The following is a 25,438-nucleotide window of genomic DNA, read 5'->3' on the forward strand; positions in this document are numbered from 1 at the left end:
TCATGTTCCATTCGCGTGATCGAACACTCCGCCCCCTTGATTTCCTCAGCGGGTTTTACGAGGTTTCTCGGGCAAAACTGCCAGGATCGCACCAAGCGTCAACACCGCGGCACCAATCCACAGCCAGGACACCAGCGGGTTGTAATAGATGCTGAAGGCAGTCTGATCCTGCGATCCTGGCTGCCAATCGATCAAGATGGCATACAGGTCTGCCGCCAGATTGCTTTTCAATCCAGGGTGGGTGATTGCCAGTCCCATATTCGTAAAAATTTCCCGCCGTGGGTAAAGCACACCCCTTGGCTTTCCATCCCGACTGATGGACAACACCGCTTCTGTGATCAAACGCCCTTCATCTTCAGAATGTTCCAGCGATTCGAACTTGAAAACAAATCCACTCAGTTCGACCTGCTCACCGATGATCAGGCTTGTCTGGATTTCCTGTTGTAAGCCTTCAATCCCAATAATGCCAATGGTCATCAGGATAATGCCCAGGTGCACCAGTACACCACCATAGCGACGCAAATTACGCCTGACAGGCATCCACAGAGCCGAGATGATATGTCCTCCGTGGTTGCGTTGCGCCGCAATCACCTGCTGCAGGTAGTCTGCCAGCATGACCAGGATGCTAAAACCGACCAACCACAGGGAGAGCAGCACCACACCGTTTCGAACCTCTCCCAGCAGCCAGGTTAATAACGGCACAAGGACTGAAAGCAGCAGCACGAACCACACACGTTTTTTCAATCGTAACAGGTTCGTACCGCTCCATGCCGCCAATGGGCAAACCCCCACCAGGAGAACCAAAACAATGAATAGCGGACCGGTAATGCGCTTATACCAGGCAGGTCCAACCGTGATCTGCGTATTTGTGAGCAGTTCTGAAAGTAAAGGGTAAATCACACCCAGCAAACAGATCACCAAGATGCTTAACAGGACCAGGTTGGTAAATAAAACCAGGGTCTCTTTGTTAAAGCCAAATTCGGGTTCATACTCCGCTCGCAGATCCCTCCAGCGATAGGCCAGCAGCCCCAGGGAGACCAAAACCAGTACCGTCGTATAAATTAACATCGGCAGCCAAATTGAACCGCCGGCGAAAGTATGCACAGAAGAAAGCACCCCAGAGCGAGTAATAAAGGTGCCAAAGATCACCAGCACGAAGGTCAAAACCACCAGCGCATAATTCCAACGTTTGAAGCTGTCTCGCCGTTCCTGTAGAATTTGGGTATGCAGCAAAGCCGTTGCACTCAGCCAGGGAAGCAAAGCCGCAACTTCAACCGGATCCCAGCCCCAATACCCGCCCCAACCCAGCACGTCGTAAGCCCAGCGCATGCCAAGCACAAGTCCCAGGGAAAGAAAGATCCAGGTGATCAAGATCCACGGGCGGGCGATTTCAAGCCAGCGCCGATCATGCCTGCCCGCTGCCAGGGAGCCAATAGCCAATGCAAAGGGTATGATAAATCCAATAAAACCCAAATAAAGCACGGGAGGGTGCCAGATCATCCCCGGGTGGCGCAGCAAGGGATTCAATCCCTGTCCGTCTGCAGGGATCAGCAGCCATGCGCCCGAGGGCGGCAGTAATGACAGTATGCGACTGCCATCGGGCATGTGCCACAAGCGTTCGAAGGGCGACTCAAACAACACATTGATCATCAAAAAGAAGCCCAACGTAAAGAACACCACCACCAGCGCCCAGGCAAAAATGTCGTTCTCCTGGCGCCATTTCCGCAGCCCAAAGACGAGCGAAAACCCCGCCAGCAACCACGACCAGAACAGCAACGAGCCGCTTTGCCCGCCCCACAGGGCTGTTAATCGCATGTAGAGCGGCATATCACGGCTGGTCACGCTGTAGACATAGCCCAGCTCAAAATGCAAGCCGGCCAACATCAGGAGTAAAACGACCAGACTGATGGTGACCAGGGGGAAAATCAGCAGCAGAGCGCTGCGTGCATATTTAATCCAGGTCGGCTCTTTAAGGATCACCCCAAATAATGCTGCCATCAATCCAAATACAGCGAATAAAAAAGCCAGGGCCAGAGCCAGGTAGCCGAGTACAGACAGCATCATTTAACGCTCCACCGGGTCTGGCAACGCTTCTTCGTATTTGCTGGGGCATTTCAACAGGAGCTCTTCAGCGATGAACACCCCTTCAGGATTGAGGGCGCCGGTCAGGATCGCCTGCGCCTCATCCCTGAGCATATCCGGCGGTGAGCCCCGATAATAGACGGACAGGCGGGGGTTATTCGGGTCATTAACCGCCTGTTGCAAAACCTCGCTCAGACCGCTGTCGCCCTTGACCAGGTCTTTATCAGCAGGAATGTGCGCAATCACAAACCTCAGTTCACCCGTTTTGGCATCATAGGCAATGCTATCGCCAATCACGGCACCCGATACGCGCAGGTTCTGTCCCTGCAGATCGTCCTCTGCCTCCAGAACTTCCTTCACCGTCATAAAAAATTCGCTGGTTGCTTTTGTTGCACTGATCACCATTAAGATCACCGCAACGAGAAATAGCCCACCACCGATGATAAACTTGATTCGATTATTTTGTGATCCAGCAGAACCGGATTTCTTCATAATTTTGATCCTGTGTCATCGACAATCTGTAATTTAAGCTTTATCATTATATCGGATAGAGGCAGGAATGGCATAAAAGCGAAAAATGTTCAATCCTGACTGTGCCCGCCAGAGCTTGACCCTGATCGACTTTTTCCGTGATCGCTGTCCTATGGTATAGTATAAATATTCAAAATGATGTTAGGGAGAAGGTCAAATGTACATTGCGATTGAGGGCGTTATTGGTGTTGGTAAAACCACCCTGGCTCGGCTGATGCAACCTTATTTTGATGCCCGTTTACTACTCGAGATCTTTGAAGAGAATCCCTTTCTAAGCGATTTTTACAGCGATCGTGCACGCTACGCCTTCCAAACACAGATTTTCTTTCTGCTCAGCCGCTATCACCAACAACATAAGGGCGTCCGCGAAGCCCTGGCCAGCAATCCCTGGTTGCTCTCGGATTACACTTTTGAAAAGGATCGCCTGTTTGCAGAAGTCAACCTGCAAGGCGATGAGTTAAACATGTACTACAATGTCCACGACGCCCTGGCAGAAAAAATCATCAAGCCCGATCTCGTCGTTTATCTTCAGGCAGACACAGACGTGCTCATGCAGCGCATCGCTCAGCGCGATCGCCCCTATGAACGGCAGATGGAAATCGACTACATTCACACCCTCAACCTGACCTACGAAAAGCGCTTTGCCAACCATCCATCCCAAAATTGCCTGACCATCAACACCAATTACCTGGATTATGTCCGCAACCCGGACGACCTGGAGGCTGTCAACCAGCGCATCAGGCAGGCATTAAAGATGGCTCCATTCCAGGAAAGCTTGCCGATCGATCTGTAAATCCGGGGAGGCATCATGCGCATCACGAAAAATTTTCTTCATAAAGCAGCCCTTGATACCGTCAAACTGCGAACCCGCAGTGAGCCGGACCTGCATGCGGCCTATTTGACAGGGTCTTTGTTAAGTGATGACCCCCTGCTGGGCGGCACCACGGATATCGACCTTGTACTGGTACATAAATTCCTCGCCCCTGTGGCCCGCGAAACCCTGGCCCTGACGCCTGAGGTCTCCTTGGATATTCTGCATAAAACCACGTCGGATTTCGAACCGGCCCGCCAGCTTCGTCAAAATGCCCTGATCGGCTATCCCCTGACATTTTATCACATCATCCTTTATGACAGTGACCACTGGCTGGAATTTATCCAATCCACCGTGTCAGCTGAATTTCATCGTGCCGATCATGTCCTGGCTCGGGTAAATCCATTATTGCATTCGGCGCGCGAGATATGGCGCACATTAAATGAACAACCACCTGAAAAATACCTGGATTGGCTTGACCTTTATTTAGACGCCCTGTCCCTGTCCACAAATGCCCTTGCAGGCTTGATCGGTCCGCCGTTGACCACGCGGCGCTTCATGATAACCCTGGACCAGCGCTTGCAAGACCTCGGTACACCTGATATCTACGCAGCCTTGTTTGGCTTGTTAGGCTGTTCGGAAGAGATTGAGATCAAACACAAAGCCTGGATCGACGCTTTTGAGGGCGACCTGGCTTACCTGTCAAACACCACAGACGCGCCGCCTCACCTGGGGGCTTGCCGGCAGGCTTATTATGTGAGTTCCATCAAGTCCCTGGCTCATGGCAAAACCCCGGCTTACATGGTCTGGCCTCTGCTGCGAACCTGGCTGGATATCCATCTTTCTCTTTCTCAAACCTCCCCTGGATTTGATGTCTGGCATGATTTCTTAAAGACGTTGAACTTCAGCGAATCCGTATGTCAGGCCAAAAACAGGGCTCTGGATTCTTTCCTGGATCGCATTGAGATCTTAATCGAATCCTGGACAAACACCTACGGGTTTTAACCGATTAATTTAATTATTTTCCATCCGCTTCCATATCTTTAAAAAATCACGCCATTTTATCCCCAAAACTGTGGATAACTCCCCGAAAACTGTGGATAACTTGTGTGATATGTGGATAACTTGATCAAATTTTCAATAATAAAGCTGCGCTTCTCTGGATAAAAGGTGGATAAAAATCGCCAAATATGGTCAACCCTGCGACATGACTCAAATTACCTCGACTTTTTCAAGTTATTTCCACAACCTTTTGTGGAGAGATTCGTGCTGTGAGTCTTCGCATTATCATTTCAATACAGGGCATAGTTGGCGTTTTCATGCAGCACAATCCGCCGATTGCGGCAAAATAGAAGCCTTCAATAGACCTTATCCACATATCCACAGCCCCTACGACGACTACGAATTAAAGATTCTCTTAATTAAAGATGTGAATAACGATATTAATCACCTGCACAGCTTATGGTCAAACATATTCCTCAAATTGAGCATGATGTTTGATCATGAACTATACTTTTGATCGGATACAAGAAAACCGCGAGGACATCGATTATCATGACACGTGTAACACAAAACCTGCCGCATGGGATCAACATCGCAGAAGAAAGCCCCCGGGATATTGACGGCATATGCCATGTGAATCAAACCGCTTTTCAGAGTCATTATGAAGCAAACGTGGTTGTGCGCTTGAGATTGAATTGTGATGAAATTTGCTCTATGGTCGCTAAATTCGGGGAACAGGTCGTCGGACATATTTTATTCTCACCGGTGCATATCGTCCAGAATCATGGTCGATCGATCAAGGGCATGGGTTTGGGTCCCCTGGCGGTACTGCCCAATTATCAGGGTAAGGGCATTGGAATGAGCTTAAGCCAGGCGGGCATATTGCGTATGAAGCAGATAGGGTATCCCTTTGTGGTCGTTCTTGGTCACCCGGGGTATTACCTGCGTTTTGGATTCACCCCGGCCAGTGCATACAGCATTCGTTGTGCGTTTGAAAATATCCCTGATGAGGCGTTTATGATCTGTGTGTTTAATTCCGAGGTGATGCAGGGGGTGAAGGGTGTCGCCCACTATCGACCGGAATTTGATGAAAAATCATGAATAATTTTTACCGGTAACAATAAAAAACGCAGCGCTAAGCCCTTGACTTAATATACCGCTCGGTATATTATGATAAGCATGGATAATCGCCAACGATTGTTAGATTGTGCCCTGGAGTTGTTCAGCCTGCGCGGCTATGATGCGGTGGGCGTGCGCGAGGTGGTCGAAGCTGCGGGCGTCACCAAGCCGACGTTGTACCATTATTTTGATAGCAAGCGCGGCTTACTGGAGGCATTGTTGCAGCGGGAGGCTGGAAGGCTTTTAGCAGAAATCGTGCCATGTGCAGTTTACCAGGGCGACCTGGTTTTGACCCTTGAAAACATCCTCAGAGCTTACTTTTCCTTTGTACAGACCCACACGGAATGCTATCGAATGCAGTTGGGGATGTATTTTTCAGCTCCAGAGAGCGAGGGCAATCAGGCGATCCGCCCTTATGCTGCAATACAACACCAACTCCTTGAAGAAGTCTTCATCCAGGCGGCTGAAAACCACGGCAATTTGCGAGGGCGGCATGCCCGCTATGCTGCAGCCTATTTAGGGGTGGTCAATGCCGTGATCGGTCTGTATTTGAATGAGGAACTCCAATTGACGGACGAGCTTGTTTACCAGACGGTGCACCAGTTCATGCATGGCATCTTCAGCTAAACAAGCGATTATTTTTTTTGAACAATGTATACCTACCGGTAAATATAGTGAATGAGGTTTTAATCATGAACGAACACGCTTGGTACCAAAACGCAATTTTCTATCATCTCTACCCGCTCGGGTTAGTGGGCGCCCCCGAGAAGCATCACATTGGCGCAGCCGTTGAACTGCGATTGAACCAGCTCTACCCCTGGATTGGACACGCGCAATCGCTTGGCACCAATGCGCTTTTTCTTGGGCCGCTGTTTGAATCATCCACCCACGGATACGACACACGGGATTATTACCAGGTTGATCGAAGGTTAGGCGATAACCCCTCTTTTGCCCGATTTTCAGAAGCCGTTCACCAGCGTGGTATGCGGCTGGTGCTGGATGCTGTATTTCACCATGTCGGGCGTGAGTTCTGGGCTTTTCGTGATGTTTTAGAAAAGGGTGAAAACTCTCCTTACGTGGATTGGTTTGCCAACATCCGTTTTGGCGAAACCAGCCCCTTTGGGGATCCCTTCAGTTATGAGTCCTGGCAGGGACACTATGCCCTGGTAAAGCTGAACCTCGCCAACCCGCATGTGAGGGCGCATCTCTTTGACGCAGTGAGGCTGTGGATGGATGAGTTCAACATCGACGGGCTCAGGCTGGACGCTGCGGATTGTATCGATTTCGAGTTTTTACGCGCCTTGCGAGAGGTTGTTAAAGCCCGCAGGGAAGACTTCTGGTTGATGGGTGAAGTGGTGCATGGCAACTACAGTGAATGGGTCAATCCTGTCACCCTGGATTCGGTTACCAATTATGCCAGTTATAAAGGTCTATTCTCCAGCTTGAAGGATAAGAATTACTTTGAAATCGCGCACACACTGGATAACCAGTTTGGCACACAGGGACGCTATAAAGGATTATATCTGTATAATTTTGTTGATAATCACGATGTGGACCGTGTGACCAGCAAGTTGTTGGACGATCGCCTGTTATATCCACTTTACCTGTTGCTGTATACCATGCCGGGCATCCCTTCAATTTATTATGGCAGTGAGTGGGGCCTGCAGGGTGTAAAAGGAAAGCACACCGATGCGCCGCTGCGTCCGAAACTCGATCTTGACACCCTGAATAACAATCCCAGGCTGCCAGACCTGCCCGGGGTATTGCGCACCCTGGGCGATATTCGCCAGGGTTCAGGGGCAATCAGGCACGGTGATTTCAGACTTGTGTTTGTCGACCATCAGCAATTCGCGTTTACCCGACGAAGTGATGATGAAATGGTCCTGGTCATCCTGAATAGCGATGGGAGGGACGTTCAACTCAATCTTCACATCCCTGGCAACAACGGCCAATTGATTGACCTGTTGAATCCTGGACAAACCTTTACCGCTGTTGAGGGAAACCTGCAGGTATCCATTCCACCAACCTGGGGGAGGATATTGAAAGCTGCCCGTTAACTCAAGTGCGAAGCAGGGCAGGTACGAACAGGCCTGTTCAACGACTCGTGAAGTAATATCTATATAATAGATTATTTTGATTATTTTATAAATCAGCGATCCCGCATGCTGTGTGGAAAACGCCCGCCTTTTTCAAGCACTTCTTCACCGGTTTGTTGGTCAAGATAACGGTGATAGGGTATCACGGAAATTGATAAGTCCCTCTCCTGAACCCAGAGAGCCAGATGGCGCAGTTCGTTGAGAGCCTTTTGAACGGCAAGTCCTTCTTCGACGCCAAAGCGGTAAGTGAAAAACCCGGGGTTAACCTCGAGATAAGCCAAAATTGTGCTCCAGGCAGCAATCAGCGGTTCCAAAGCCTTGCGCTCCTGGACGTCCTTAATCGCATGGATGGGTAACCGCAGGTTGCGCACCAGTATATCAAGGATAACGGGGTAAAACATTAAGCGCGCATACGCCGAGCCGTGTTTGATTTGCATATCTTCGGGCAGGGGAACCGGAGTACCACTCCTGGCGGAATGAATCTGAACCTCTAACGAAAATACTTCATTTAACTTTGTGTGCCTTAACTGCGCATCACTCTGAGGAACCAGCGACCTGATCTGGTCCAGCAACTGGGTCGATGAACGCTCAAGAATCGCTTTAAGGGACGCTTGACCCGGTTCCAGGGTGACCGGGGCGATCGGATCACCGACATTCATCACCAATTTGGGACGTTTGAGCTTAATCGCTTTCTGCAAGCCATCTAAGATGCCGCCAAACCCAATCGGAATGATGGGCGCATGGGCACGGTAGCTGAGCCAGGATGCACCCAGCTGGGCTTGCATCTGACCGGCATCCCAGATGCCTCCTTCTGGAAAGATCCCTAAAATCCCGCCCTGCTCCAGGACGCTGACCGCAGTATTTAATGCCTGCCGATCCAGGTTTCCCCGGTTGACGGGAATCAGGTCATAGGCTTTCACGATGAAGGCGTAATTTCTGTCAAAAGGAATATCGCCAGTTCCGAGAAATTCAACGTTTCCCGGAGTATAAGCAGCCAGCATGACCACTTCCAGAATCGCGGCGTGATTGCCCGCCAAGAGCACAGGGCCTTTTTTGGGCAGTTTTTCTCTGCCATGGATTTCCACATCGGCAAACAGCGTTAAGAGCGCCTTTCCCAGGGAGGTCATCGTTTTCCTGATCAACACCTTTCGGGGATAGCGAATGGTTTGGGCTGATGGTTTATTTTGTTTGTTGTGCATGTTCTGATTCTATCTCGTTTTGACCTTAACAATACGGCTGTGTCGCCTCAGACCGGGTTAAGTCAACCCTTCGCCTGGGCAATGGGGACAATGATAACCGATCAGCGAAAAAATTTGAGTCGCTCTTGGTCCAGTTGCTCAACTGTGGGCAAGACCTCAACGCGGGCAAATCTCACAGTATAATAACTGCGCCAGAAGAGGATCTGATCAAGTTCTTTTAGAAAAATTAGACAGAGAAGTGAAAGACAGTAATGGATTTTTCAAAACTCAGCTATCGTAGTTTTGTTGGGAAACTGGCCAGGTTGCCCTTGCGACTGATACCCAAGAAGGCTGTACTGCCCATCTTGCAGGGACAATTGCGGGGGAAAAAATGGGTGGTGGGCGCTGGTAATCACAGTTACTGGCTGGGCAGCTATGAAATGCACAAGCGGCAGGCTTTTGAGCGAGAGGTCAAACCAGGCATGGTGGTCTTTGATGTCGGCGCCAATGTGGGTTTTTACAGCCTGCTGGCGGCGTATTTGGCGGGAGAGGGGGGCAAGGTCTACGCCTTTGAACCGTCGGAGCGCAATGTGAAATTTATCCGCCAGCACGCAGCGCTGAACAAAATCGAAACGATTGTGGTTATTGAAGCAGCAGTGGCGGAGCAAAACGGCGAAGCCCTGTTTGACCCGGGCACCAGCATTGCCACCGGTCATCTTTCAGCGACGGGGACCGTACGGGTGAAGCAGGTCAGCCTGGATAAACTGTTCGCTGCAGGCGAAATTCAACCGCCAGACGCCATGAAAGTGGATGTGGAGGGGGCAGAATATGCCGTCCTTAAAGGAGCAAAAAGAATAATTCAAGATTTCCGGCCCCTCATATTCTTAGATACCCACGGGCGCGACGCCCATGAATCTGCGCTGGAATTTTTAACAGGCTATGGGTATCAATTCGAAATTCTCGATGGAAAGCCTTTGCCACAAGCCAAAGAATTGATTGCAAGACCTCCAGCAGGATAATTTCAACGAGCTGACAATAAATAATTGGATTTTTGACAGTTTACCGGGTTAAGCCGGGCTGTGCGGGCATCAGAACGTCACCCCGCCCGTCACACGGACCAGTCCGGGTTGACCTGGTGCACCATCAACCGTGATGCGCCCGGGAAAGAAATGATGGATCACCTGTGCATTGGTGAGGAGGTGTGCGGTCACCCTGTTGGTGCGGAAGACCGAATTGCCAGGGCTCAGTAAGAGGGGCAGCAGGAGTTGATCGGCCAGGAAATGATCCACACACCCGTCCTGCTCTAAAAACGCGAGTAATTGGTCAACAGCTTCATTGGCGACCTGCTCGGCGGGCTTGCCCGGCGCACCCAGCGCGCTGTAACACGCACTTCCACCGTCGGCGAAATCCGCCTGCAGCAGGAGGAATGTACCTTTGCCAGGCGAAGGCAGATGCTGCGTTGTTATTTTTGTATCCTGGCATACCGGGTACAGGCGACGTAGCGCCTGGTGTTTTTGCCGTTTGGCAACCGCATCGCTGAGATTTGCAACGCCAGAAACGCCTCGAATGCGTGTCAACGCGCCGCGCGACACGCAGGTAAAGAGGTGCAGTTCGCGAGCAGGTAAGATCTTTACCCGGGCTTCACCGCCGCCGCGCGGATAGAAACCAGCACAACTCAGGACCAGTTCAGCGCGAAAACCCAGTTTGACCATTATTGGCAGCCACTGGGCAGTCAGGTAATGGAAGATGGGACTCCAGGTCACATGGGTTCCGCCGGTGAGGATGAGGGAAGATGTCCCGCCGGCAAAACTTAAGGGCAGGAAAACGGTCTGCAGCAAGAGCGTCAGCGCCCCTGCTGTGGGAATTTCAAAGCGGTAACGTCCAGGGCGCACTTTTTGGGGGATCAGGGTTAATGCGCTGCTGTTGAGGTCCGCACCGGTCACCTCAGCCCCGGTCAGTTTGGCGATTGCCCTGACAGCAGCCAGGTGCTGCGGACGTAACCCGGGCTGGCTGCGGTTAGCCCGAATCTGCTCGATGCGCACCGGCGTCCCGGTCAGGGCTGATAAACTCAGGCTAGTGCGCAGGACCTGCCCGCCGCCTTCTCCGATTGCGCCGTTAATTTCAATCATCTGCTGACTCGCCGGTGTATTTTCCTGAATGAATCTTACCATGGGATGTTTCACGTGAAACATTGGGCTTTAATGCATTCGGCTGAAGGTGAGCGTGAGGGGGCGTTTCAGGGGCGTAACCGGTTCAATTTGAAGTATAGTAGTAGTATTGTTTCACGTGAAACAGGATGGGCTCCCTGTTGGGTCAGCTCGCATCAGACCCGGTGGGAGAGCCCGGAGATGGCATGTCGTACAATATCATCATCATTAATCGCTGGCCTTTGAAGTCACCCGGATTCACACAGGTGTTGCTGGCTGAGCTGCAAACGGTGGATTTTGAGAGCCTGTGCCGGCAATATGGATTGGATCCCGCATTGATCGGCCCGACACTGGCACAACTCTCGGTTGAGGCATCGATCGGCGCACCTGTGCCTTTCTTTTTGTTGCGTTACCACGACAAACGTCATCCGCCGATTGTCATCAGCGAGTGGGAAATCGCCGGTTTAACGCAGCAATGTATTCAGGAAGATAAATCGCCCGCAAATTGGCCCGATTGCGTGTTGGAATTGATCGCGACTTCGCAGGCGGTGTACAGCGTGGCTCTACAAGACGAACAATTAACGGATCTGGGCCTCTTACTGGCATATGAGGTTGCGCGTTGGATCGCACACCAGGGATCAGGGATTGTGTTGGGTCTCGATGGTGCCTGGTACCGCCTCAACGAACACCAGGCATTTATCCCGCTCCAGTTGAAGGATGGGTCAACAGGATATTCTGGATGACCGGGCGAAACGGGAACCCGGGTTAGAGATGACCCCACAGCCAGCCTCACTCGTAAAAAAAAAGCGCCTGTGAAACAGGCGCTTTTGCGTGCATGTTCTGTCTACGTTAGTTGATGTGCATGGGCATAATGATGTGCTTGAAATGGTCATCGCCTTGGGGTCGGATCAAAGCCGGCGTGGTGGCAGCGTTGGTCTCTAACCAGACATTATCCGTCTTGATGACTTCCAGCACTTCACGCAAGTAGCGCACGTTAAAAGCCACCAGCAAGGGAGTGCCGTCCACCGATGCATCCACTAGGATTTCGGAAGACCCGGTTTGTTCAGACTGGGCGGATAGCTCCAATGTTCCGGGGCTGGCTTCACCGGCTTCAGGGATGAGGTTCAGGCGGGCCACATTCGTGCCTTCTCGGGCGATGATTTCAGTCTGTTTGCAGGCTTTAAGCAACCCGCTGGTTGAAAGCAGGGTATGGGTTTTGAAACTGGGCGGGACAATGGCTCGATAATCCGGGAAAGAGCCTTCGATCAGTTGCGAGACCAGTTCCAGGTTCTGCATATGGAAGATCACCTGTCCACGCTCTGCAGGGAAGGTCATGATCAGGGTGTCTTCTGATGCGCTGCTAACAATGCGCGATAGCTCAATCAGGGCTCGAGCGGGGATGATGGCTTCGATAGGGTGCGAAACCGGGTTGGGAATGTCGTCCTCTCGGATTGAAATGCGGAATCCATCCGTTGCTGCCATGGTGATATGGTCCCCATCTAATTTCAGCAACACGCCGGTTAACACCGGGCGTGCTTCTTCCACGGATGCCGCAAAGGCGACCTGGTGAACCATCTCCCTGAAGTTGGTGACATTCAGCGGGACAGCCTGTTCAAGATCAGGTTCTGGAATGGGCGGGAACTCTTCAGCATCAATGCCTTTGATATTGGTTTCCGAAGTGCCGCAGCGGACATTCAGGGTTTGTGTGCTGCGATCCAGGGTCATAACCACCTTTTCATTGGGCAAATTGCTGACCAGGTCTGTAAACGTACGTGAGGGGACGGTGATGGCGCCTTCGCCCTCGATCCGCGCTCCAATCCAACTGGTGATTCCGAGTTCGAGATTGGTCGCAGAAAGGCGCAGTCGCCCTTCATCCGTCTTGATAAGGATGTTCGCGAGGACGGGTAAGGTACTCCTGGGGGAAACCGCTCTCGAGACCATGTTAACACTGTGTGCAAGTTGGGTTTGATTGACGTGAACTTTCATCGGGGGCGCACCTCTCCTGTATCCTAATCAGTTTGGATTGTATCCATAGAAGTATACTTCGAAGACGGTTTTTTTTCCAGTAATTTGATGGCGTGTTTTCCTGTGCCGGGCAGGCTTGTTGACAGTCCCGAGGGCGTGAAGTAAGCTTATTTCTGTCCGGGTGGGACCGGCGCGGCGGAGCCCAGTGAACCCCGTCAGGTCCGAGAGGAAGCAGCGGTAAGCCGGTTACTCCGGGTGCCGCCGGCAAACCTGCCCGGGCATTGAATTTAATGGCTCTTGTACACCGGGTCAATCCATGATATAACCCCTATTATGAGTGAACAAACACCTCCCATATGTGATTATGAAGGATCCGACTACCAGCAATCCTTTTGGGATTTTGGCGGTCGCGCCTATGAAGATGCCGTTGAAGCGCTTGCATTGCGCCGATTGTTGCCGGCTGGAGGGGATTTTATGCTTGAATTAGGCGCTGGTGCAGGACGAAACACCCGGCGCTATCTCCACTATCAACGCGTGGCGCTGGTGGATTATTCGCGCACACAGCTCTTACAGGCACAGGCGCACCTGGGCGAATCGGATCGTTACCTCTTTGTTGCAGCGGATGTATACCGCCTGCCCTTTGTGGATGGACGGTTTGATGGCGCCACGATGATCCGCACCTTGCACCACATGGCTGAGCCTGCCCTGGCGCTTTCCCAGGTCTACCGGGCGATGGCGCCGGGCGGGGTTTTTATCCTTGAATTTGCCAATAAACACAACCTCAAAGCCATCCTGCGCTATATGTTAGGCAGGCAGGCGTGGAGCCCCTTTACGCAGGACCCGATCGAATTTGCTGCGCTTAATTTTGATTTTCACCCCAAAGCAATCTGGCGTGATTTGCGGGCTGCCGGTTTTACCGTTGAAAAAATCCTGACGGTCTCCCATTTTCGGGTCAACGCGCTCAAACGATTAATTCCCCTGCGGATCCTGGTGGGACTGGACGGACTTTTGCAGCCAACGGGGCGCCTGTGGCAGGTGACTCCCAGCGTTTTTGTGCGCGCACATTCAGATGCAGCATGCCAGGGCGCTGCGGGCGAAGTGATTTTCAAATGTCCTTTATGCCACGCCGCTATCCCAGGCATGGGGTACGATCTGATTTGTGATGCATGTGGCGCCTTATGGCCTTATCAGGACGGCATCTACGATTTTCGCATCAAAGCCGATTAACAACAATCAGCCCCCGGTAGCACCGGGTCGGGCTTATCGAGATTGCACGTGCAGCAATGCTGGTTTTGTCTATGGTTAGAATTTTTACGGGTTGTTCTCCCAAATCGCGATGACTTTATCAGCATACGCATAGCCCATATCCATAGGACCGTAGCGGAACAGGGCTTCTCGCAAAGAACCGGTTTTCGTGTACAGGTTCGCCAGCATTTGCGACCCATAAGCTACGTTGAATTCAGGGTCCTGTAATTCGGTAATGGTCGGACGGCTGGCGAAACAGGGCCCATTAATACACATGAACTCGGCAGCCAGCCCGTCGCGCGGCATGACCTGCATTAACCCCACAGCGCCGCTGCTGGAATAGGCCAGGTGGTCACCGCCACTTTCCTGCAGCATGACCGCTGCGATCAACCCGGCAGGCAGCCCGGTAAGATCGGCATTGACTTCGATAAGCTGGCACCATTGCAGGAGTCGGTCAGGGTAGCTGTCTGGCAAAGAACAGGGGATTTCATCGACTTGAGGTGCCGACAAGGGCTGGTCTTCATGAAGCAGCGCACTTTCGTTACCTGCAGACTGAGCCACGGCTGAGGCAGTCAGAGTTGGCGCCAGGAGGGTCTGGGGCGGCATCGGTGCTGTCGCTACAGTTCCGATCCAGATCACGATCATACAGCCGACAATCACGGCTGGGAAAACGATAATACGGCGCATCATAAACCTGCTTTCTACGATAACAGAACATGAGTTCGATCAGTATCTCATAGAATAGCACAAATGTTCTATTTGTCAAGGGTAAATTATGGAATTGTGGAAAATCTTAAGCTGCTCGATAAATTAAACTCAAGAACGTTTTTTGGGCATTAATGGTTTGACCGGAATAGCGAAGTTGTTGGTCCAAACTGACTTTAATCCCGCTTTGGTCCGTACCAGTGGCAAAATACGATTGAATCATTAATACGGTTTGCCACTGGTGTGGACCAGGTAGAAAGTCCTGATATCACCCCCCGGGGGCGGAAGACGGTTCTACGATTATGGATCAGAGGGCTTCAAGGTCAAACGGCACACCAACGACCTGCCCTGCTGAGACAAGGGATTCCACGATCTCACTTAATAGCGGCACGCCGTGCTCCCGATAATTTTTCTCGTTTTCGAATTCTTTTTCCCCGTGAATGTAAATGCGATCCTGTCCAGGAATTTTGGGTGTCGCTTTTAACATGCGGATATAGTCATCCATGTCGGCTTTGAATGCATCTACCGGTCGGAAGTTCTCAATTTTTATCGCTGCAAAGAAGTGACCGACATCCGCAGTGCTTTTTTTCCCAGGATGACCGACGTGATTGCCATAAGCAGCACCGGATAAAACCCCGGAAAGCAGATCCACCAGCAGGGACAGTCCATATCCCTTGTACCCGCGCAATTCAGCCGGACCGCCCAGCGGCAATAATGCCCCGCCCTGTAGAACTTCTTCAGGGGCTTGAGTCAGCTCGCCTTGTGCGTTGATGCCCCAGCCAGCCGGAATGGGCTGTCCCGATTTTTGGTGCACCGTAATGCGCCCAATGCTGACGATGCTGGTCGCCATATCCAGGACATAGGGCATTTCTGCGCCTGCGGGGATGGCTACTGCAATCGGGTTGGTACCCAAGACCGCGGTTCGCCCAAAGGTGGGCGCGACCAGTGGCTGGGAATTGGTCAGGCTGATGCCAATCATATCTTCTGGCAGAGCCATCATGGCGTAATAAGCGGCGATTCCGTAGTGGTTGCTGTTGCGCACGGTTGTGATTGCCAGTCCGGCCTGGTCCGCCAGTTCAATGCAGCGTGACATGGCTCGATATGCCACCACCTGGCCAAGCCCGTTACCGCCGTCTAACGCGAGGGTTGCCGGGCTTTCCTGAATCACCTGAACCGAGGAGGTCGGGTCGATCGCGCCTTTCATCAGACGGTCGCCATAGTAACTGTGCAATCTGATGACGCCATGCGAGTTGATCCCTCGCAGGTCCGCAGAGACGAGCACATCCGCAGCAATGCGAGCATCGATTTCCGGCACATTCAGTGCAATAAAAAACCGGGAAACATAATCTTTCAGGGCTTCGACGGGGTAAATCAAGGTTTCAGACATGTTTTTCTCCTCAGGGTCAAAATCACCGATGATTATAATCCACGTTATCCCACAAAGGGTTATCGATTGTGCAGACGGTTGGCTTCAACGGAAAATCTGACCCTAAAGAGCAGGTTATTTCGATAAAAGCACGTTCTTTCAGTCTGTCCTTCAACGCGAACTCGGGTTATTATTATATTGATGTGAGAAGGAACACCGCAGGGTTACAGGCTTTATTCTGCGTGTTACAATTAGTAGAAAGGAGAAGAAAATGAATAAACCTAAAATCATAGCCCATCGGGGAGCAAGCGGGCATGCACCTGAAAACACGATGGCAGCCTTTCGGTTAGCGATGGAACAACATGCGGACGGCATTGAACTCGACGTGATGCTATCCAAGGATGGTCATGTTGTGGTTATTCATGATGCCACGGTTAACCGCACCACGAATGGTACTGGCAGAGTCAGCGCGCTGACCCTTGCAGAACTGCAAACGCTGGATGCTGGAAATGGCGAACACATCCCGACCCTGGAAGAGGTTTTGGAAACCTTCGGGGATCAATGGGTGATCAATGTCGAATTAAAGAACCACATTGCACCCTTTGACAGGCTGCCGGTCGTGGTCGCCGAGATGGTCAAACGTATGGGATTAACGGATTCGGTGGTCCTCTCTTCCTTCATGCCTCTCAAATTCGCCCGAATCCGCCGGCATTGCCCGAATGTAAAACTGGGATTACTGACCCTGCCCCGACATGCAAAGTCGAAGCTTTGGCGTTTATTTCAATATGACGCCCTTCATCCTTATTTTGAGGACATTGATGCTGACCTGGTGGCAGCAGAAAAGGCGCACAATCGACAGATCAGCACCTACACCGTGGACGATCCCGACGATATTCGCCGACTGGCTGCCTTGGGTGTCGACAGCATTATCACCAACCTGCCACTAGAAGCTCGCGCCGCCTTGGAGACTGCTGAGTGACAAGACTCTGGCGCTCATTTCGCTGTTTGATGGTTTTATTTTATCTCCTGGCTACGCCGGGAGTTATGTTCGCGCATGCACGGGAAACCTCAAAAGCAGAAGCATTACTTCAAACCATGAGCGCAGAGGAAAAAGTCAGCCAGATTTTCCTGGTCACCTTTGAAGGCAATCAGGTTGACGAGGATTCTAAGATATTTCAGTTGCTTTCGAAGTATCAAATTGGCGGCGTGGTTTTGCGCGCGGACAAAAACAATTTCTCAGAAGAAGAGACGACCGCCTCACTGCGAGAATTAACGCGAAGTTTACAGGAAATTGTGTGGGAAGCCTCCTCACAGGTGGTCAATATCGAAGATACGGGGCACACACAGGGCTTCACTTATGTTCCATTATTGATCGGGGTTCAACAGTTGGGCAATGGATACCCGGGCGATCAGATTTTATTCGGCGTGGAGCAACTGCCCTCACACCTGGCAATTGGCGCCAGTTGGGACCTGAGCCTGGCAAACCAGGTTGGTGAAATTCTGGGCAACCAGTTGAGTTCGTTGGGGATCAATTTATATTTGGGTCCCAATTTAGATGTGATTGAAACGGTTAATAACGAGGCAGCCAGCTCGCTGGGGGTCAATGCCTTTGGCGGGAACCCCTTTTGGGTGGGAGAAATGGGAAAAGCCTTCGTCAGCGGTTTGCATACGGGCAGTAATAACCGCATGCTGGTTGTGGCTCAGAATTTTCCGGGTACGGGGAATTCAGATCGATCTCCGGACCGGGAAGTATCGACCGTTCGAAAATCACTGGGCCAGTTGACACAGGTGGAACTGGTGCCGTATTTCTCCGTTACGACGCCATCATTCGGGTCTCCTGGATGCGTGGACGCCATGATGATTTCGCACAACCGCTATCAGGGCTTCCAGGGGAACATCCGGGCGAGCACCCGACCGATCAGTTTTGATTCAAATGCGATTCAACAGGTCTTTTCCTTGCCTGAATTTGCCTCCTGGCGTGAAGCTGGCGGGTTGCTCATCAGCGAAAACCTCGGCAGCGGTGCCATCAGGCGTTTCTTTGATCCAAACGATGTGAATTTTGATGCTCGGCAGGTGGCGCGCAATGCTTTCCTGGCGGGTAATGACGTCCTTTACATAAACAATCTCATTTCCACAGGTGACCCCGACCCATATACAACCCTTATTTCGACGATTGATTCTTTTGTCCAGAAATACCGCGAAGACTCAGCCTTTGCCAGGAGGGTGGACGTTTCGGTGTTACGTATTTTGGAAGCCAAAAGTAAAATTTACCCTAATTTTGCCTTTCCCCGCATGTCGAATGAAGTTGTTGAAGCACACAGCGCAGCCCAGGAGACCACTTTTGATGTCGCGCAGGCAGCAGTGACCTTGCTCAGTCCCAGCGCACAAGAACTGGACACGCTTCTCCCTGACCCGCCGTTGTGGTACGAACGCATGATGATTTTTACCGACGTTCGCACGATTTCCTGCTGTGATGGTTGTCCTTCAACGACGGCGATTGGCACCCATGCGCTGGCTAACGCCCTGGTTAATCTTTATGGACCTCAGGCAGGCGGGCAAATCCTTCAAAACCGGATCAACTCATATTCTTTCACGCAACTGACCGAGTTTTTGGATAACCTTGAAACGGACATGGCAGAGCTGATCGAATCAAATCTTAAATCTGCGGACTGGCTGATTTTCAACACCCTTAATGTATCGGAGAATATTCCATCCTCGGCTGCGTTGCGGCGTATCCTGGCTGAACGCCCCGAGTTATTATCAGAGAAAAAAGTGATCGTTTTTGCCCTGGATTCACCGATCTATCTGGATGCCACTGAGATTTCCAAGGTCACGGCTTATTATGGCCTGTTTAGCAAGGCGCCTGCTTTTTTGGATGTGGCAGCACGAGTCTTGATGCAGGAGTACGCCCCGTCAGGAGCCCTGCCCATATCATTGAATGCAGTCGGTTATGATCTGAGCATCGTCACAGCGCCCAATCCAAACCAGGTGATCCGCCTGGAGCTGGTCATGCCCGTGGAAGCAGAGCAAGCGCCTGCCACCAGCGTTGAAGCGGAAGAGGATGTCGGTGAACCAGGAGTAGAAGGGGATATTATCTTTGATATAACCCCGACGCCCGCGCCGACGCCGCTGCCGAGCTTTAAGGTGGGCGATTTGATCACCATTCGCACCTCACCAATTCTGGACCACAATCAAAACATTGTGCCTGATGGCACCCGGGTACGTTTCGACTTTCGCATCTCAGGTGAGCCTGATATCACCCAGCAGTTCGAATCCACTACCCAGGGTGGTGTGGCGTTTTTTAATTACCGGATTGAATCTGCTGGGGGCATGGATGTTATCGCTTCAAGTGGTTTGGCGACCCGGTCAGAGACATTGCAAATCAACATTTCTCCCGAAGGGGTCATGTCATTTTTTGCGTTTACGCCGACGCCATTGGTTTCCCCAACACCAGAGCCCACGCCAACGGCAACGATCACGCCTACCCTACAGCCCACGCCCACCAGCACCCCCGAACCCCTTCCCGCCAGCTATCCCTCCCTGGGCGATTGGGCTTTTGGTGTTCTGGTGATGGGGATTGGCAGCGCCCTGACATTTATGATCGGCTTGTTGTGGTGGGGTTCATCACGGTGGGGCTTGCGTTCTGCTTTATGTGCGCTGATCGGTGGTCTGGGCGCTTATACCTATCTCAACCTGGGCATCAGTGGCGTTAAGGATTGGATCCAGCAATCCGGGACCCTGTATGTGATTGAGATTGTGGTTGCGGGGCTATTAATCGGATGGATTGCGGCTTTGATCTGGTGGATGGGGACTGAAGGGCGCTATCCAAAGCGAAATCGCCGCTAAACCCTGGCATGATGAGCTTCTTTTATTGTTGCGGTAGGGGGGACTTTGACGTTAAAAATTCCGGATCAAGGTGAGCAATAAACTGATCACCATTAAACTTCCCGCCAGGTAAAGCAGAGCCATTTCCGGTTTTTGTACCAGTTTGGGTTGCAGGCGATCACGACGATAGGTTTTGGACGCGGGGGCATCTTCCACAAACAGGGCTTTGACAAAGGCATCAATATCATTTGGACGATCCTCCGGGTGCAATTGCAGCGCCCAATGAATGGCCCGTTCGGTGCGGACACTGATATTGGAGTTGATCGTCCTGGCGCGCGGCAGGGCGTCCGGGTTCAGAAACCGCTCGCGAACGTTAAGGGGAGGTTCGTTGGTCAGCAAGTGGTAAAGCGTCCCGCCAAAGGCAAAAATATCGCTGCGAGCGTCGGTGTGTCCTGAATCGCCGCCGTATTGTTCCAGGGGTGTATACAGGGCAGTGCCCTGTCCCTGGAGGATGGTGATGGTTACTTCGCCGGGCGCCAACATCTTCACCAGGCCAAAATCCACCAGTTTGAGCAGCCCGTTGGGAGTGAGTTTGAGATTGCTGGGTTTGATGTCGCGGTGCACAATCGGTGGGTCCTGGGTGTGCAGGTATTTGAGCGCATCAGCGATTTGGCTGGCCCAGTCGAGAACGTCTTCTTCGGGTAAAAAGGTCTGTTTTTGGCGGGCTTCAATCATCAACTGGCGCAGGTCTTTGCCCGGAACATAATCCATCACCAGGTAATCGCGCTCGCCAATCGAAAAGAAATCCGAGACCTTCGGCAGGTTGGGGTGATCCAGACGTGCCAAAACCGTTGCTTCGCGCTGAAATTGATCGCGTGCTTCGTTGAGCATCTCCTCGGGAAAAGCCAGGTCGTATTCAACCTCTTTAACGGCACACAGGCGGCCTTCCAGACGCTGATCTTCAGCCAGGTAGATACACCCCATTCCGCCCTGGCCGATGATCTGTTTAATCTGATAGCGGTCGTGTAATACCGTACCAGCCTTGATAGGGACTGGCATCGTCTTAAACCTCAACTGAACACTTCCCAACCCAACGCGTGTGGGTCTTCTCTCCTCATAGTATTGCCGGACTTATTTTCGGCGTTTAGCCGGCTTTCGCCCATCCAGCGGGAAAAAGCGGCGTGCTGGATAAGCGCATTCAATGAATATTTTACCCGGATTGAGTTTGAATTGTAAGCGCTCATATTGATTAAGCCCTGGTTAGAAGCGATGTTTGACCAGACGATCCGACCACCACCCTCCGATATCAAGCCTCAATGGGATCATCATTCAGGGTAAAATTGGGGTATGCAATCCTATGTTGAGGTGTTGATCAACCTCCCCAAGATCTCTGGCACATACCATTATCACTTACCCCCTGATTTGGTGGGTTCAGTTAAGCCCGGGTCACTGGTGATCGTGCCCTTTGGACCACAACGGGTTCAAGGGATTATTGTAAAGCATATTGACGTCCCCGAAGTGGCTGAAACCCGCCCGGTCGAAGACCTGGTGGAAGGTCTGCCGCCGTTAACATCCACACAGCTTGCACTGGCATACTGGCTGGCGGATGAGACCCTGGCGCCCCTTGGGGCTTGTATTGAGCTGATGCTGCCGCCTGGTTTAACTCAGCGCGCGGATACCCTGGTGCGCTTGATCTCAGCAGGAGAAATCGATCTCGCGGCTTTTTCACCGCTTGAAAAGCGGCTGATTCGTTTACTGCAAAAGCGCGGCGACTTGCGCGGCCGGCAAATCGACGCTTTCATCCCCAAGATTGAATGGCGCGGGGTAGCCCGAAGGCTGGTGCGCAAAGGGGTGCTATCGATGCGCGCCATTCTGCCCGAACCGCGCATCCGCCCCAAAACCGTACGGAAGGTCATGTTGACCAGGGACCCCGCTGACATCGACCAGGCGGGGCAGTCCTTCAGTCGATTTGCACAGGTGCACGCCCGTCGAGAGGCTGTGCTACGTTTTCTTGCGTCTGAAGCCAAACTGGTGGAATCCAAACAGGTCTATGCCCAAACCGGGGCGAACAACGCGGACCTTAAAACTCTGGAGCGCATGGGTTGGATCGAATTCGTTGAAGACCAGGTCTGGCGTGACCCATTGGAAGATCTGCCCTTTATTCCTGCTTTGCTGCCGGAACTGACCCATGACCAGGATGCAGCCTGGGAAATCATTCGCTCTGGGCTGGATCAAGCCCGCCAGGGGCGAACGCCGCAGCCCTTCCTTCTGCACGGCGTAACAGGCTCGGGAAAAACCGAAATCTACCTGCGCGCGGTCCGTGAAACCCTGGCAGCGGGCAAAGGCGCCATCATCCTCGTCCCTGAAATTTCCCTTACGCCCCAGACCGTGCAGCGGTTTTCAGCGCGCTTTCCGGGCAAAGTCGGGGTGATTCACTCTCAGCTTTCTGCTGGTGAGCGCTATGACACCTGGCTGCGTGTGCGCATGGGTGAACTGCCGGTAATTATTGGTCCGCGCAGCGCCTTGTTCGTTCCTATGCCAAATATCGGGTTAATTGTGGTTGACGAATGTGATCAGGATTCCTACGACCAGCAGGATCGATCCCCCTATTATCGCGGGGTTCCTACGGCAGTAGCCTGTGCACGGCTGTCGGGTGCGCCGATCATCCTGGGATCAGCAACGCCACAGATCACCCAGTTTTACCAGGCGGTTCACGGTAACTGGAAATATATCGAATTGCCAAAACGGATCCTGGCGCATCGTGAATCCATCGAGCGCCATGTCCGCCGCCTTGGGATCGATCTCACATTGACGGCAGGAGAGGGCCAAACAGCGGATTTGGGTCTGCCGCGAGTGACCATTGTGGACATGCGCACAGAGCTCAAGGACGGAAATCGCACCATTTTTAGCCGGGATTTGCAAGGCGCTATTCAGGATGTGCTTGCTTCACATCAGCAGGCGATTTTATTTCTCAATCGGCGCGGCTCCGCCTCCTATGTGTTCTGCCGCGAATGTGGCTATGTGGTTAGCTGCCCCAGGGATGATAAGCCGTTAACGTACCATCGCTCCTTAGATGGACTGCTGTGCCATACCTGTGGATATCAGCGCCAGGTACCCAAACGCTGCCCAGTCTGCGGCAGCCGACAGATTCGGCAACTGGGCACAGGGACTGAAAAGGTTGAACAGCAGGTGAAAGAATTCTTTCCTGGCGCCCGCACCCTGCGCTGGGATGCTGAAACCACCCAAACGAAGGGCGCCCATGAGCGTATTCTGTCACAGTTTACCCATCAAAAGGCGGATATCCTCATCGGCACACAGATGCTGGCGAAGGGACTGGATTTACCCCTGGTCACCCTGGTTGGGGTCATTTTGGCTGAGGTGGGGCTAAACTTACCCGATTACCGTTCCACTGAACGCACCTTTCAGCTTCTGACCCAGGTCGCCGGGCGCGCCGGGCGCAGCCCTTTGGGTGGGCGGGTGATTATCCAGACCTATCAGCCAGAGCATTACGCCATACAAACCGCGGCAAAACATGATTACGCCGCATTCTATCAGCAGGAAATTGACTACAGGCGCCAGTTACGCTACCCACCGTTTACACGCCTGGTCAGATTGGAATACCGCCACCAGGACCCCCATATCGCAGAAGAAGCCGCCCTGTCGCTGGCGGGGAAACTGCAGGGCTGGATTGCCGAAGGCGGGCAGCCTGTGTCGCTGATCGGACCGGTGCCCTGTTTCTTCACGCGGCTGCATGGACGCTACCGCTGGCAGATCATCCTGCGCGGCCCTGACCCTAAGGAGCTCTTGCGCAACCGGCTGCCTGCGGATTGGATCATTGAGGTCGACCCGCCCAGTTTGTTGTAAAGTCGCAATCGGCAAGAAATCAGGTGACAGCATTGGCGACCTCACGTTATAATAGAATTGATTTTATGAGTCCTTTTCAGGAGCATGCTTGTGCAGCATCTGAAGTATGCATTTCGTTTCATTAATGCTTGTTTTGCACTGACGCTGAAACATCGTCGGCTGCGAAGTCCACTTTTCCACCTATGGATGGGCGGGATGGCACTGATCATCCTGTGGTTGGTTGCGTTGTTGATCGTAGTTGCGTTTTTCGGCACCCGACCGCTTGGATTGGTGTTGATTGGCGTGTTGATCAGCTTGCTTTTATTTTGTTTACTGGCCTGGGGAGAGATCACCGCATTAGAGACTTGCCTGATCTTTGACGATTTGACCTGGATGGATCAGGGATTACCGGGTTCTTCGCAAGGGAAACAGGACTATGCTCGCTGGTACGAGGTCCTCTTATGGGTCTTTCTCCAGCCGGGCTTTTGGATTATTCGTCTGTTTAACCAGGCTTTCCGTCCCCAACACGTAGAAAAATCAGACTGGCTGTCAGCCGCATACCTGATGCTGCCGATAATGACCCTGGAATCCTTCAGATTGAGGGAAGCGATTGACCGCATCAAACAACTGGTCGCGAATCGCTTAATCCGTTTTCGCCATGACCTGGTTGCCGTTCGTCCGCTGTCGACGGTGGTGCAGGGCTTGTTTATCCTGCTGGGCGCAGGAGTTGGCTTATGGGTTGGGTTAAAGATCGCTGATTTTAAAACAGCCCGGCTTCTTAGCCGATTAATTGCGGTTGCAGTTGGAACTTTGATCGCCGGCGTTCTAACCTTATTGGGGACGAGCTTTAGCAGTTTTAATCGAGCCTGTTATTACACCACGCTCTATCAATGGATTTTGAGTGTGGAAAATGCTCGTATGATGGGTGATCCTAGCCACAGCCCACCGCCAGAGATTTTAAGCCAGGTGATGAAAACGAGAAGGCCAAACCCGAAGGAAAAATAATCATGCCGCAAAGAAAGGAATTGTATACCTGGAATGATGTTGATCAATTGATTGATCACCTGGTGCCCCAATTTACGATCACCTTTCAGGCGATGATCCTCATCTCTCGAGGAGGTATTATCCCGGGCGGATTGCTGGCAGAGGCGATGGATGTTCAAAAAATTTATATCGCATCGGTGGATTTCCCCCTCGAACTTGAGGAATTGCGCCGCTCACGTTTACTGGCTTGGCCAAAATTCCTGATGTTTCCAGAAGACGAACTGCTGGTTGGCGAACGCATCCTGATTGTAGATGATGTTTGGGGGTCCGGTCGCACGATCACCTCGGTAAAAAATCGGGTGTCTGCTGCCGGCGGTTTCCCTTACACCTGTGTATTGCATTTCAACCCTTACCGCAACCTGTTTGGCACCAATCGGCCCGATTTCTATGCTGCCACCACGGATGCCTTTATTGTTTATCCCTGGGAAATTGATCGCGATCTAAACAACAGTATGCTGCGTGACCTTTAGCTGGAAGAC

Annotated in this window: 21 protein-coding genes and 1 other RNA gene; 14 read left to right on the top strand and 8 right to left on the bottom strand. The window is 52.1% G+C overall.

The annotated features are described in order from the left end of the window. Window positions 1-45: 45 nt before the first annotated feature. Window positions 46-2,064 (bottom strand): heme lyase CcmF/NrfE family subunit, encoded by a 2,019-nt coding sequence (locus CFX1CAM_RS00690; RefSeq protein ID WP_087861160.1) that lies wholly within the window; start codon window positions 2,062-2,064, stop codon window positions 46-48. Next, complete coding sequence (locus CFX1CAM_RS00695; protein ID WP_087861161.1) at window positions 2,065-2,574, bottom strand: cytochrome c maturation protein CcmE; 510 nt, start codon at window positions 2,572-2,574, stop codon at window positions 2,065-2,067. 196 nt (window positions 2,575-2,770) lie between these two features. On the opposite strand from CFX1CAM_RS00695, the gene CFX1CAM_RS00700 reads away from it, so the two are divergent. The 5 genes from CFX1CAM_RS00700 (at window position 2,771) to CFX1CAM_RS00720 (ending at window position 7,602) form a co-directional block, all read left to right on the top strand. After that, on the top strand, window positions 2,771-3,406 hold the full coding sequence (locus CFX1CAM_RS00700; RefSeq protein ID WP_087861162.1) for a deoxynucleoside kinase: 636 nt from the start codon (window positions 2,771-2,773) through the stop codon (window positions 3,404-3,406). Between the two features lie 15 nt (window positions 3,407-3,421). Next, complete coding sequence (locus CFX1CAM_RS00705; protein ID WP_087861163.1) at window positions 3,422-4,429, top strand: hypothetical protein; 1,008 nt, start codon at window positions 3,422-3,424, stop codon at window positions 4,427-4,429. A 549-nt stretch (window positions 4,430-4,978) separates the two neighbouring features. Then, a complete protein-coding gene (locus tag CFX1CAM_RS00710; protein ID WP_087861164.1) occupies window positions 4,979-5,527 on the top strand; it encodes a GNAT family N-acetyltransferase in 549 nt (182 codons plus the stop codon). Between the two features lie 78 nt (window positions 5,528-5,605). After that, window positions 5,606-6,172, top strand: a complete 567-nt coding sequence (locus CFX1CAM_RS00715) for a TetR/AcrR family transcriptional regulator (protein ID WP_087861165.1) — start codon at window positions 5,606-5,608, stop codon at window positions 6,170-6,172. A 65-nt stretch (window positions 6,173-6,237) separates the two neighbouring features. After that, window positions 6,238-7,602 carry an alpha-amylase family glycosyl hydrolase gene (locus tag CFX1CAM_RS00720; RefSeq protein WP_087861166.1) on the top strand — a complete coding sequence of 455 codons (1,365 nt, stop codon included), beginning with the start codon at window positions 6,238-6,240 and terminating at the stop codon, window positions 7,600-7,602. Between the two features lie 92 nt (window positions 7,603-7,694). Here the strand turns inward: CFX1CAM_RS00720 and CFX1CAM_RS00725 are convergent, their stop codons facing one another. Beyond that, on the bottom strand, window positions 7,695-8,840 hold the full coding sequence (locus CFX1CAM_RS00725) for a lysophospholipid acyltransferase family protein (protein ID WP_087861167.1): 1,146 nt from the start codon (window positions 8,838-8,840) through the stop codon (window positions 7,695-7,697). A 251-nt stretch (window positions 8,841-9,091) separates the two neighbouring features. Here CFX1CAM_RS00725 and CFX1CAM_RS00730 point away from each other — a divergent pair, with 251 nt between their 5' ends. Next, a complete protein-coding gene (locus CFX1CAM_RS00730) occupies window positions 9,092-9,838 on the top strand; it encodes an FkbM family methyltransferase (RefSeq protein ID WP_087861168.1) in 747 nt (248 codons plus the stop codon). Window positions 9,839-9,907: 69 nt separating this feature from the next. Here the strand turns inward: CFX1CAM_RS00730 and rtcA are convergent, their stop codons facing one another. Beyond that, window positions 9,908-10,990, bottom strand: coding sequence for an RNA 3'-terminal phosphate cyclase (gene rtcA / locus CFX1CAM_RS00735; RefSeq protein WP_197687141.1), 1,083 nt, complete (start codon window positions 10,988-10,990; stop codon window positions 9,908-9,910). Window positions 10,991-11,172: 182 nt separating this feature from the next. On the opposite strand from rtcA, the gene CFX1CAM_RS00740 reads away from it, so the two are divergent. After that, window positions 11,173-11,709 carry a hypothetical protein gene (locus CFX1CAM_RS00740; RefSeq protein ID WP_157891623.1) on the top strand — a complete coding sequence of 179 codons (537 nt, stop codon included), beginning with the start codon at window positions 11,173-11,175 and terminating at the stop codon, window positions 11,707-11,709. Window positions 11,710-11,815: 106 nt separating this feature from the next. Here the strand turns inward: CFX1CAM_RS00740 and dnaN are convergent, their stop codons facing one another. After that, entirely contained in the window at window positions 11,816-12,952 is a 1,137-nt protein-coding gene (gene dnaN, locus CFX1CAM_RS00745) for a DNA polymerase III subunit beta (protein ID WP_087861171.1), read from the bottom strand. Window positions 12,953-13,110: 158 nt separating this feature from the next. On the opposite strand from dnaN, the gene ffs reads away from it, so the two are divergent. Both ffs and CFX1CAM_RS00755 read left to right on the top strand, forming a co-directional pair. After that, window positions 13,111-13,210: signal recognition particle sRNA small type (ffs, locus tag CFX1CAM_RS00750), an RNA gene on the top strand. A gap of 54 nt (window positions 13,211-13,264) precedes the next feature. Continuing rightward, the gene (locus CFX1CAM_RS00755) at window positions 13,265-14,158 is read left to right on the top strand and encodes a class I SAM-dependent methyltransferase (protein ID WP_087861172.1); all 894 of its coding nucleotides are present in this window, start codon (window positions 13,265-13,267) and stop codon (window positions 14,156-14,158) included. An 84-nt stretch (window positions 14,159-14,242) separates the two neighbouring features. Here the strand turns inward: CFX1CAM_RS00755 and CFX1CAM_RS00760 are convergent, their stop codons facing one another. Both CFX1CAM_RS00760 and CFX1CAM_RS00765 read right to left on the bottom strand, forming a co-directional pair. After that, the gene (locus CFX1CAM_RS00760; protein WP_087861173.1) at window positions 14,243-14,866 is read right to left on the bottom strand and encodes a transglycosylase SLT domain-containing protein; all 624 of its coding nucleotides are present in this window, start codon (window positions 14,864-14,866) and stop codon (window positions 14,243-14,245) included. A gap of 322 nt (window positions 14,867-15,188) precedes the next feature. Further along, window positions 15,189-16,268 (bottom strand): Ldh family oxidoreductase, encoded by a 1,080-nt coding sequence (locus CFX1CAM_RS00765; RefSeq protein WP_087861174.1) that lies wholly within the window; start codon window positions 16,266-16,268, stop codon window positions 15,189-15,191. Window positions 16,269-16,518: 250 nt separating this feature from the next. On the opposite strand from CFX1CAM_RS00765, the gene CFX1CAM_RS00770 reads away from it, so the two are divergent. Together CFX1CAM_RS00770 and CFX1CAM_RS00775 are read left to right on the top strand one after the other, a co-directional pair. After that, the gene (locus tag CFX1CAM_RS00770; RefSeq protein WP_087861175.1) at window positions 16,519-17,226 is read left to right on the top strand and encodes a glycerophosphodiester phosphodiesterase; all 708 of its coding nucleotides are present in this window, start codon (window positions 16,519-16,521) and stop codon (window positions 17,224-17,226) included. After that, window positions 17,223-20,093 (top strand): glycoside hydrolase family 3 N-terminal domain-containing protein, encoded by a 2,871-nt coding sequence (locus CFX1CAM_RS00775; protein WP_087861176.1) that lies wholly within the window; start codon window positions 17,223-17,225, stop codon window positions 20,091-20,093. Before CFX1CAM_RS00770 ends, CFX1CAM_RS00775 begins: the two co-directional genes overlap by 4 nt. A gap of 51 nt (window positions 20,094-20,144) precedes the next feature. Here CFX1CAM_RS00775 and CFX1CAM_RS00780 read toward each other — a convergent pair whose 3' ends face one another. Beyond that, the gene (locus CFX1CAM_RS00780) at window positions 20,145-21,131 is read right to left on the bottom strand and encodes a serine/threonine protein kinase (protein WP_087861177.1); all 987 of its coding nucleotides are present in this window, start codon (window positions 21,129-21,131) and stop codon (window positions 20,145-20,147) included. Window positions 21,132-21,419: 288 nt separating this feature from the next. Between CFX1CAM_RS00780 and priA the strand changes: the two genes are divergently transcribed. From priA to CFX1CAM_RS00795, 3 genes are all read left to right on the top strand, one after another. Then, window positions 21,420-23,936: a replication restart helicase PriA gene (gene priA / locus CFX1CAM_RS00785; protein WP_087861178.1), complete on the top strand. Its 2,517-nt coding sequence runs from the start codon at window positions 21,420-21,422 to the stop codon at window positions 23,934-23,936. A 90-nt stretch (window positions 23,937-24,026) separates the two neighbouring features. Then, window positions 24,027-24,920 carry a hypothetical protein gene (locus CFX1CAM_RS00790; protein ID WP_157891625.1) on the top strand — a complete coding sequence of 298 codons (894 nt, stop codon included), beginning with the start codon at window positions 24,027-24,029 and terminating at the stop codon, window positions 24,918-24,920. Window positions 24,921-24,922: 2 nt separating this feature from the next. Further along, window positions 24,923-25,429: a phosphoribosyltransferase gene (locus CFX1CAM_RS00795; protein ID WP_087861180.1), complete on the top strand. Its 507-nt coding sequence runs from the start codon at window positions 24,923-24,925 to the stop codon at window positions 25,427-25,429. Window positions 25,430-25,438: the final 9 nt, after the last annotated feature.

The sequence above is a fragment of the Brevefilum fermentans genome, assembly GCF_900184705.1.
GTDB lineage: Bacteria > Chloroflexota > Anaerolineae > Anaerolineales > Anaerolineaceae > Brevifilum > Brevifilum fermentans.

Coding starts and splice junctions, on each gene's coding strand:
- CFX1CAM_RS00710 (WP_087861164.1), top strand. CDS start 4,979: ATGACACGTGTAACACAAAACCTGCCGCATGGGATCAACATCGCAGAA.
- CFX1CAM_RS00770 (WP_087861175.1), top strand. CDS start 16,519: ATGAATAAACCTAAAATCATAGCCCATCGGGGAGCAAGCGGGCATGCA.
- CFX1CAM_RS00695 (WP_087861161.1), bottom strand. CDS start 2,574: ATGAAGAAATCCGGTTCTGCTGGATCACAAAATAATCGAATCAAGTTT.
- CFX1CAM_RS00780 (WP_087861177.1), bottom strand. CDS start 21,131: ATGCCAGTCCCTATCAAGGCTGGTACGGTATTACACGACCGCTATCAG.
- CFX1CAM_RS00740 (WP_157891623.1), top strand. CDS start 11,173: ATGTCGTACAATATCATCATCATTAATCGCTGGCCTTTGAAGTCACCC.
- CFX1CAM_RS00795 (WP_087861180.1), top strand. CDS start 24,923: ATGCCGCAAAGAAAGGAATTGTATACCTGGAATGATGTTGATCAATTG.
- CFX1CAM_RS00715 (WP_087861165.1), top strand. CDS start 5,606: ATGGATAATCGCCAACGATTGTTAGATTGTGCCCTGGAGTTGTTCAGC.
- dnaN (WP_087861171.1), bottom strand. CDS start 12,952: ATGAAAGTTCACGTCAATCAAACCCAACTTGCACACAGTGTTAACATG.
- CFX1CAM_RS00725 (WP_087861167.1), bottom strand. CDS start 8,840: ATGCACAACAAACAAAATAAACCATCAGCCCAAACCATTCGCTATCCC.
- CFX1CAM_RS00755 (WP_087861172.1), top strand. CDS start 13,265: ATGAGTGAACAAACACCTCCCATATGTGATTATGAAGGATCCGACTAC.
- priA (WP_087861178.1), top strand. CDS start 21,420: ATGCAATCCTATGTTGAGGTGTTGATCAACCTCCCCAAGATCTCTGGC.
- CFX1CAM_RS00765 (WP_087861174.1), bottom strand. CDS start 16,268: ATGTCTGAAACCTTGATTTACCCCGTCGAAGCCCTGAAAGATTATGTT.
- CFX1CAM_RS00700 (WP_087861162.1), top strand. CDS start 2,771: ATGTACATTGCGATTGAGGGCGTTATTGGTGTTGGTAAAACCACCCTG.
- CFX1CAM_RS00760 (WP_087861173.1), bottom strand. CDS start 14,866: ATGATGCGCCGTATTATCGTTTTCCCAGCCGTGATTGTCGGCTGTATG.
- CFX1CAM_RS00720 (WP_087861166.1), top strand. CDS start 6,238: ATGAACGAACACGCTTGGTACCAAAACGCAATTTTCTATCATCTCTAC.
- CFX1CAM_RS00690 (WP_087861160.1), bottom strand. CDS start 2,064: ATGATGCTGTCTGTACTCGGCTACCTGGCTCTGGCCCTGGCTTTTTTA.
- CFX1CAM_RS00730 (WP_087861168.1), top strand. CDS start 9,092: ATGGATTTTTCAAAACTCAGCTATCGTAGTTTTGTTGGGAAACTGGCC.
- rtcA (WP_197687141.1), bottom strand. CDS start 10,990: ATGGTAAGATTCATTCAGGAAAATACACCGGCGAGTCAGCAGATGATT.
- CFX1CAM_RS00705 (WP_087861163.1), top strand. CDS start 3,422: ATGCGCATCACGAAAAATTTTCTTCATAAAGCAGCCCTTGATACCGTC.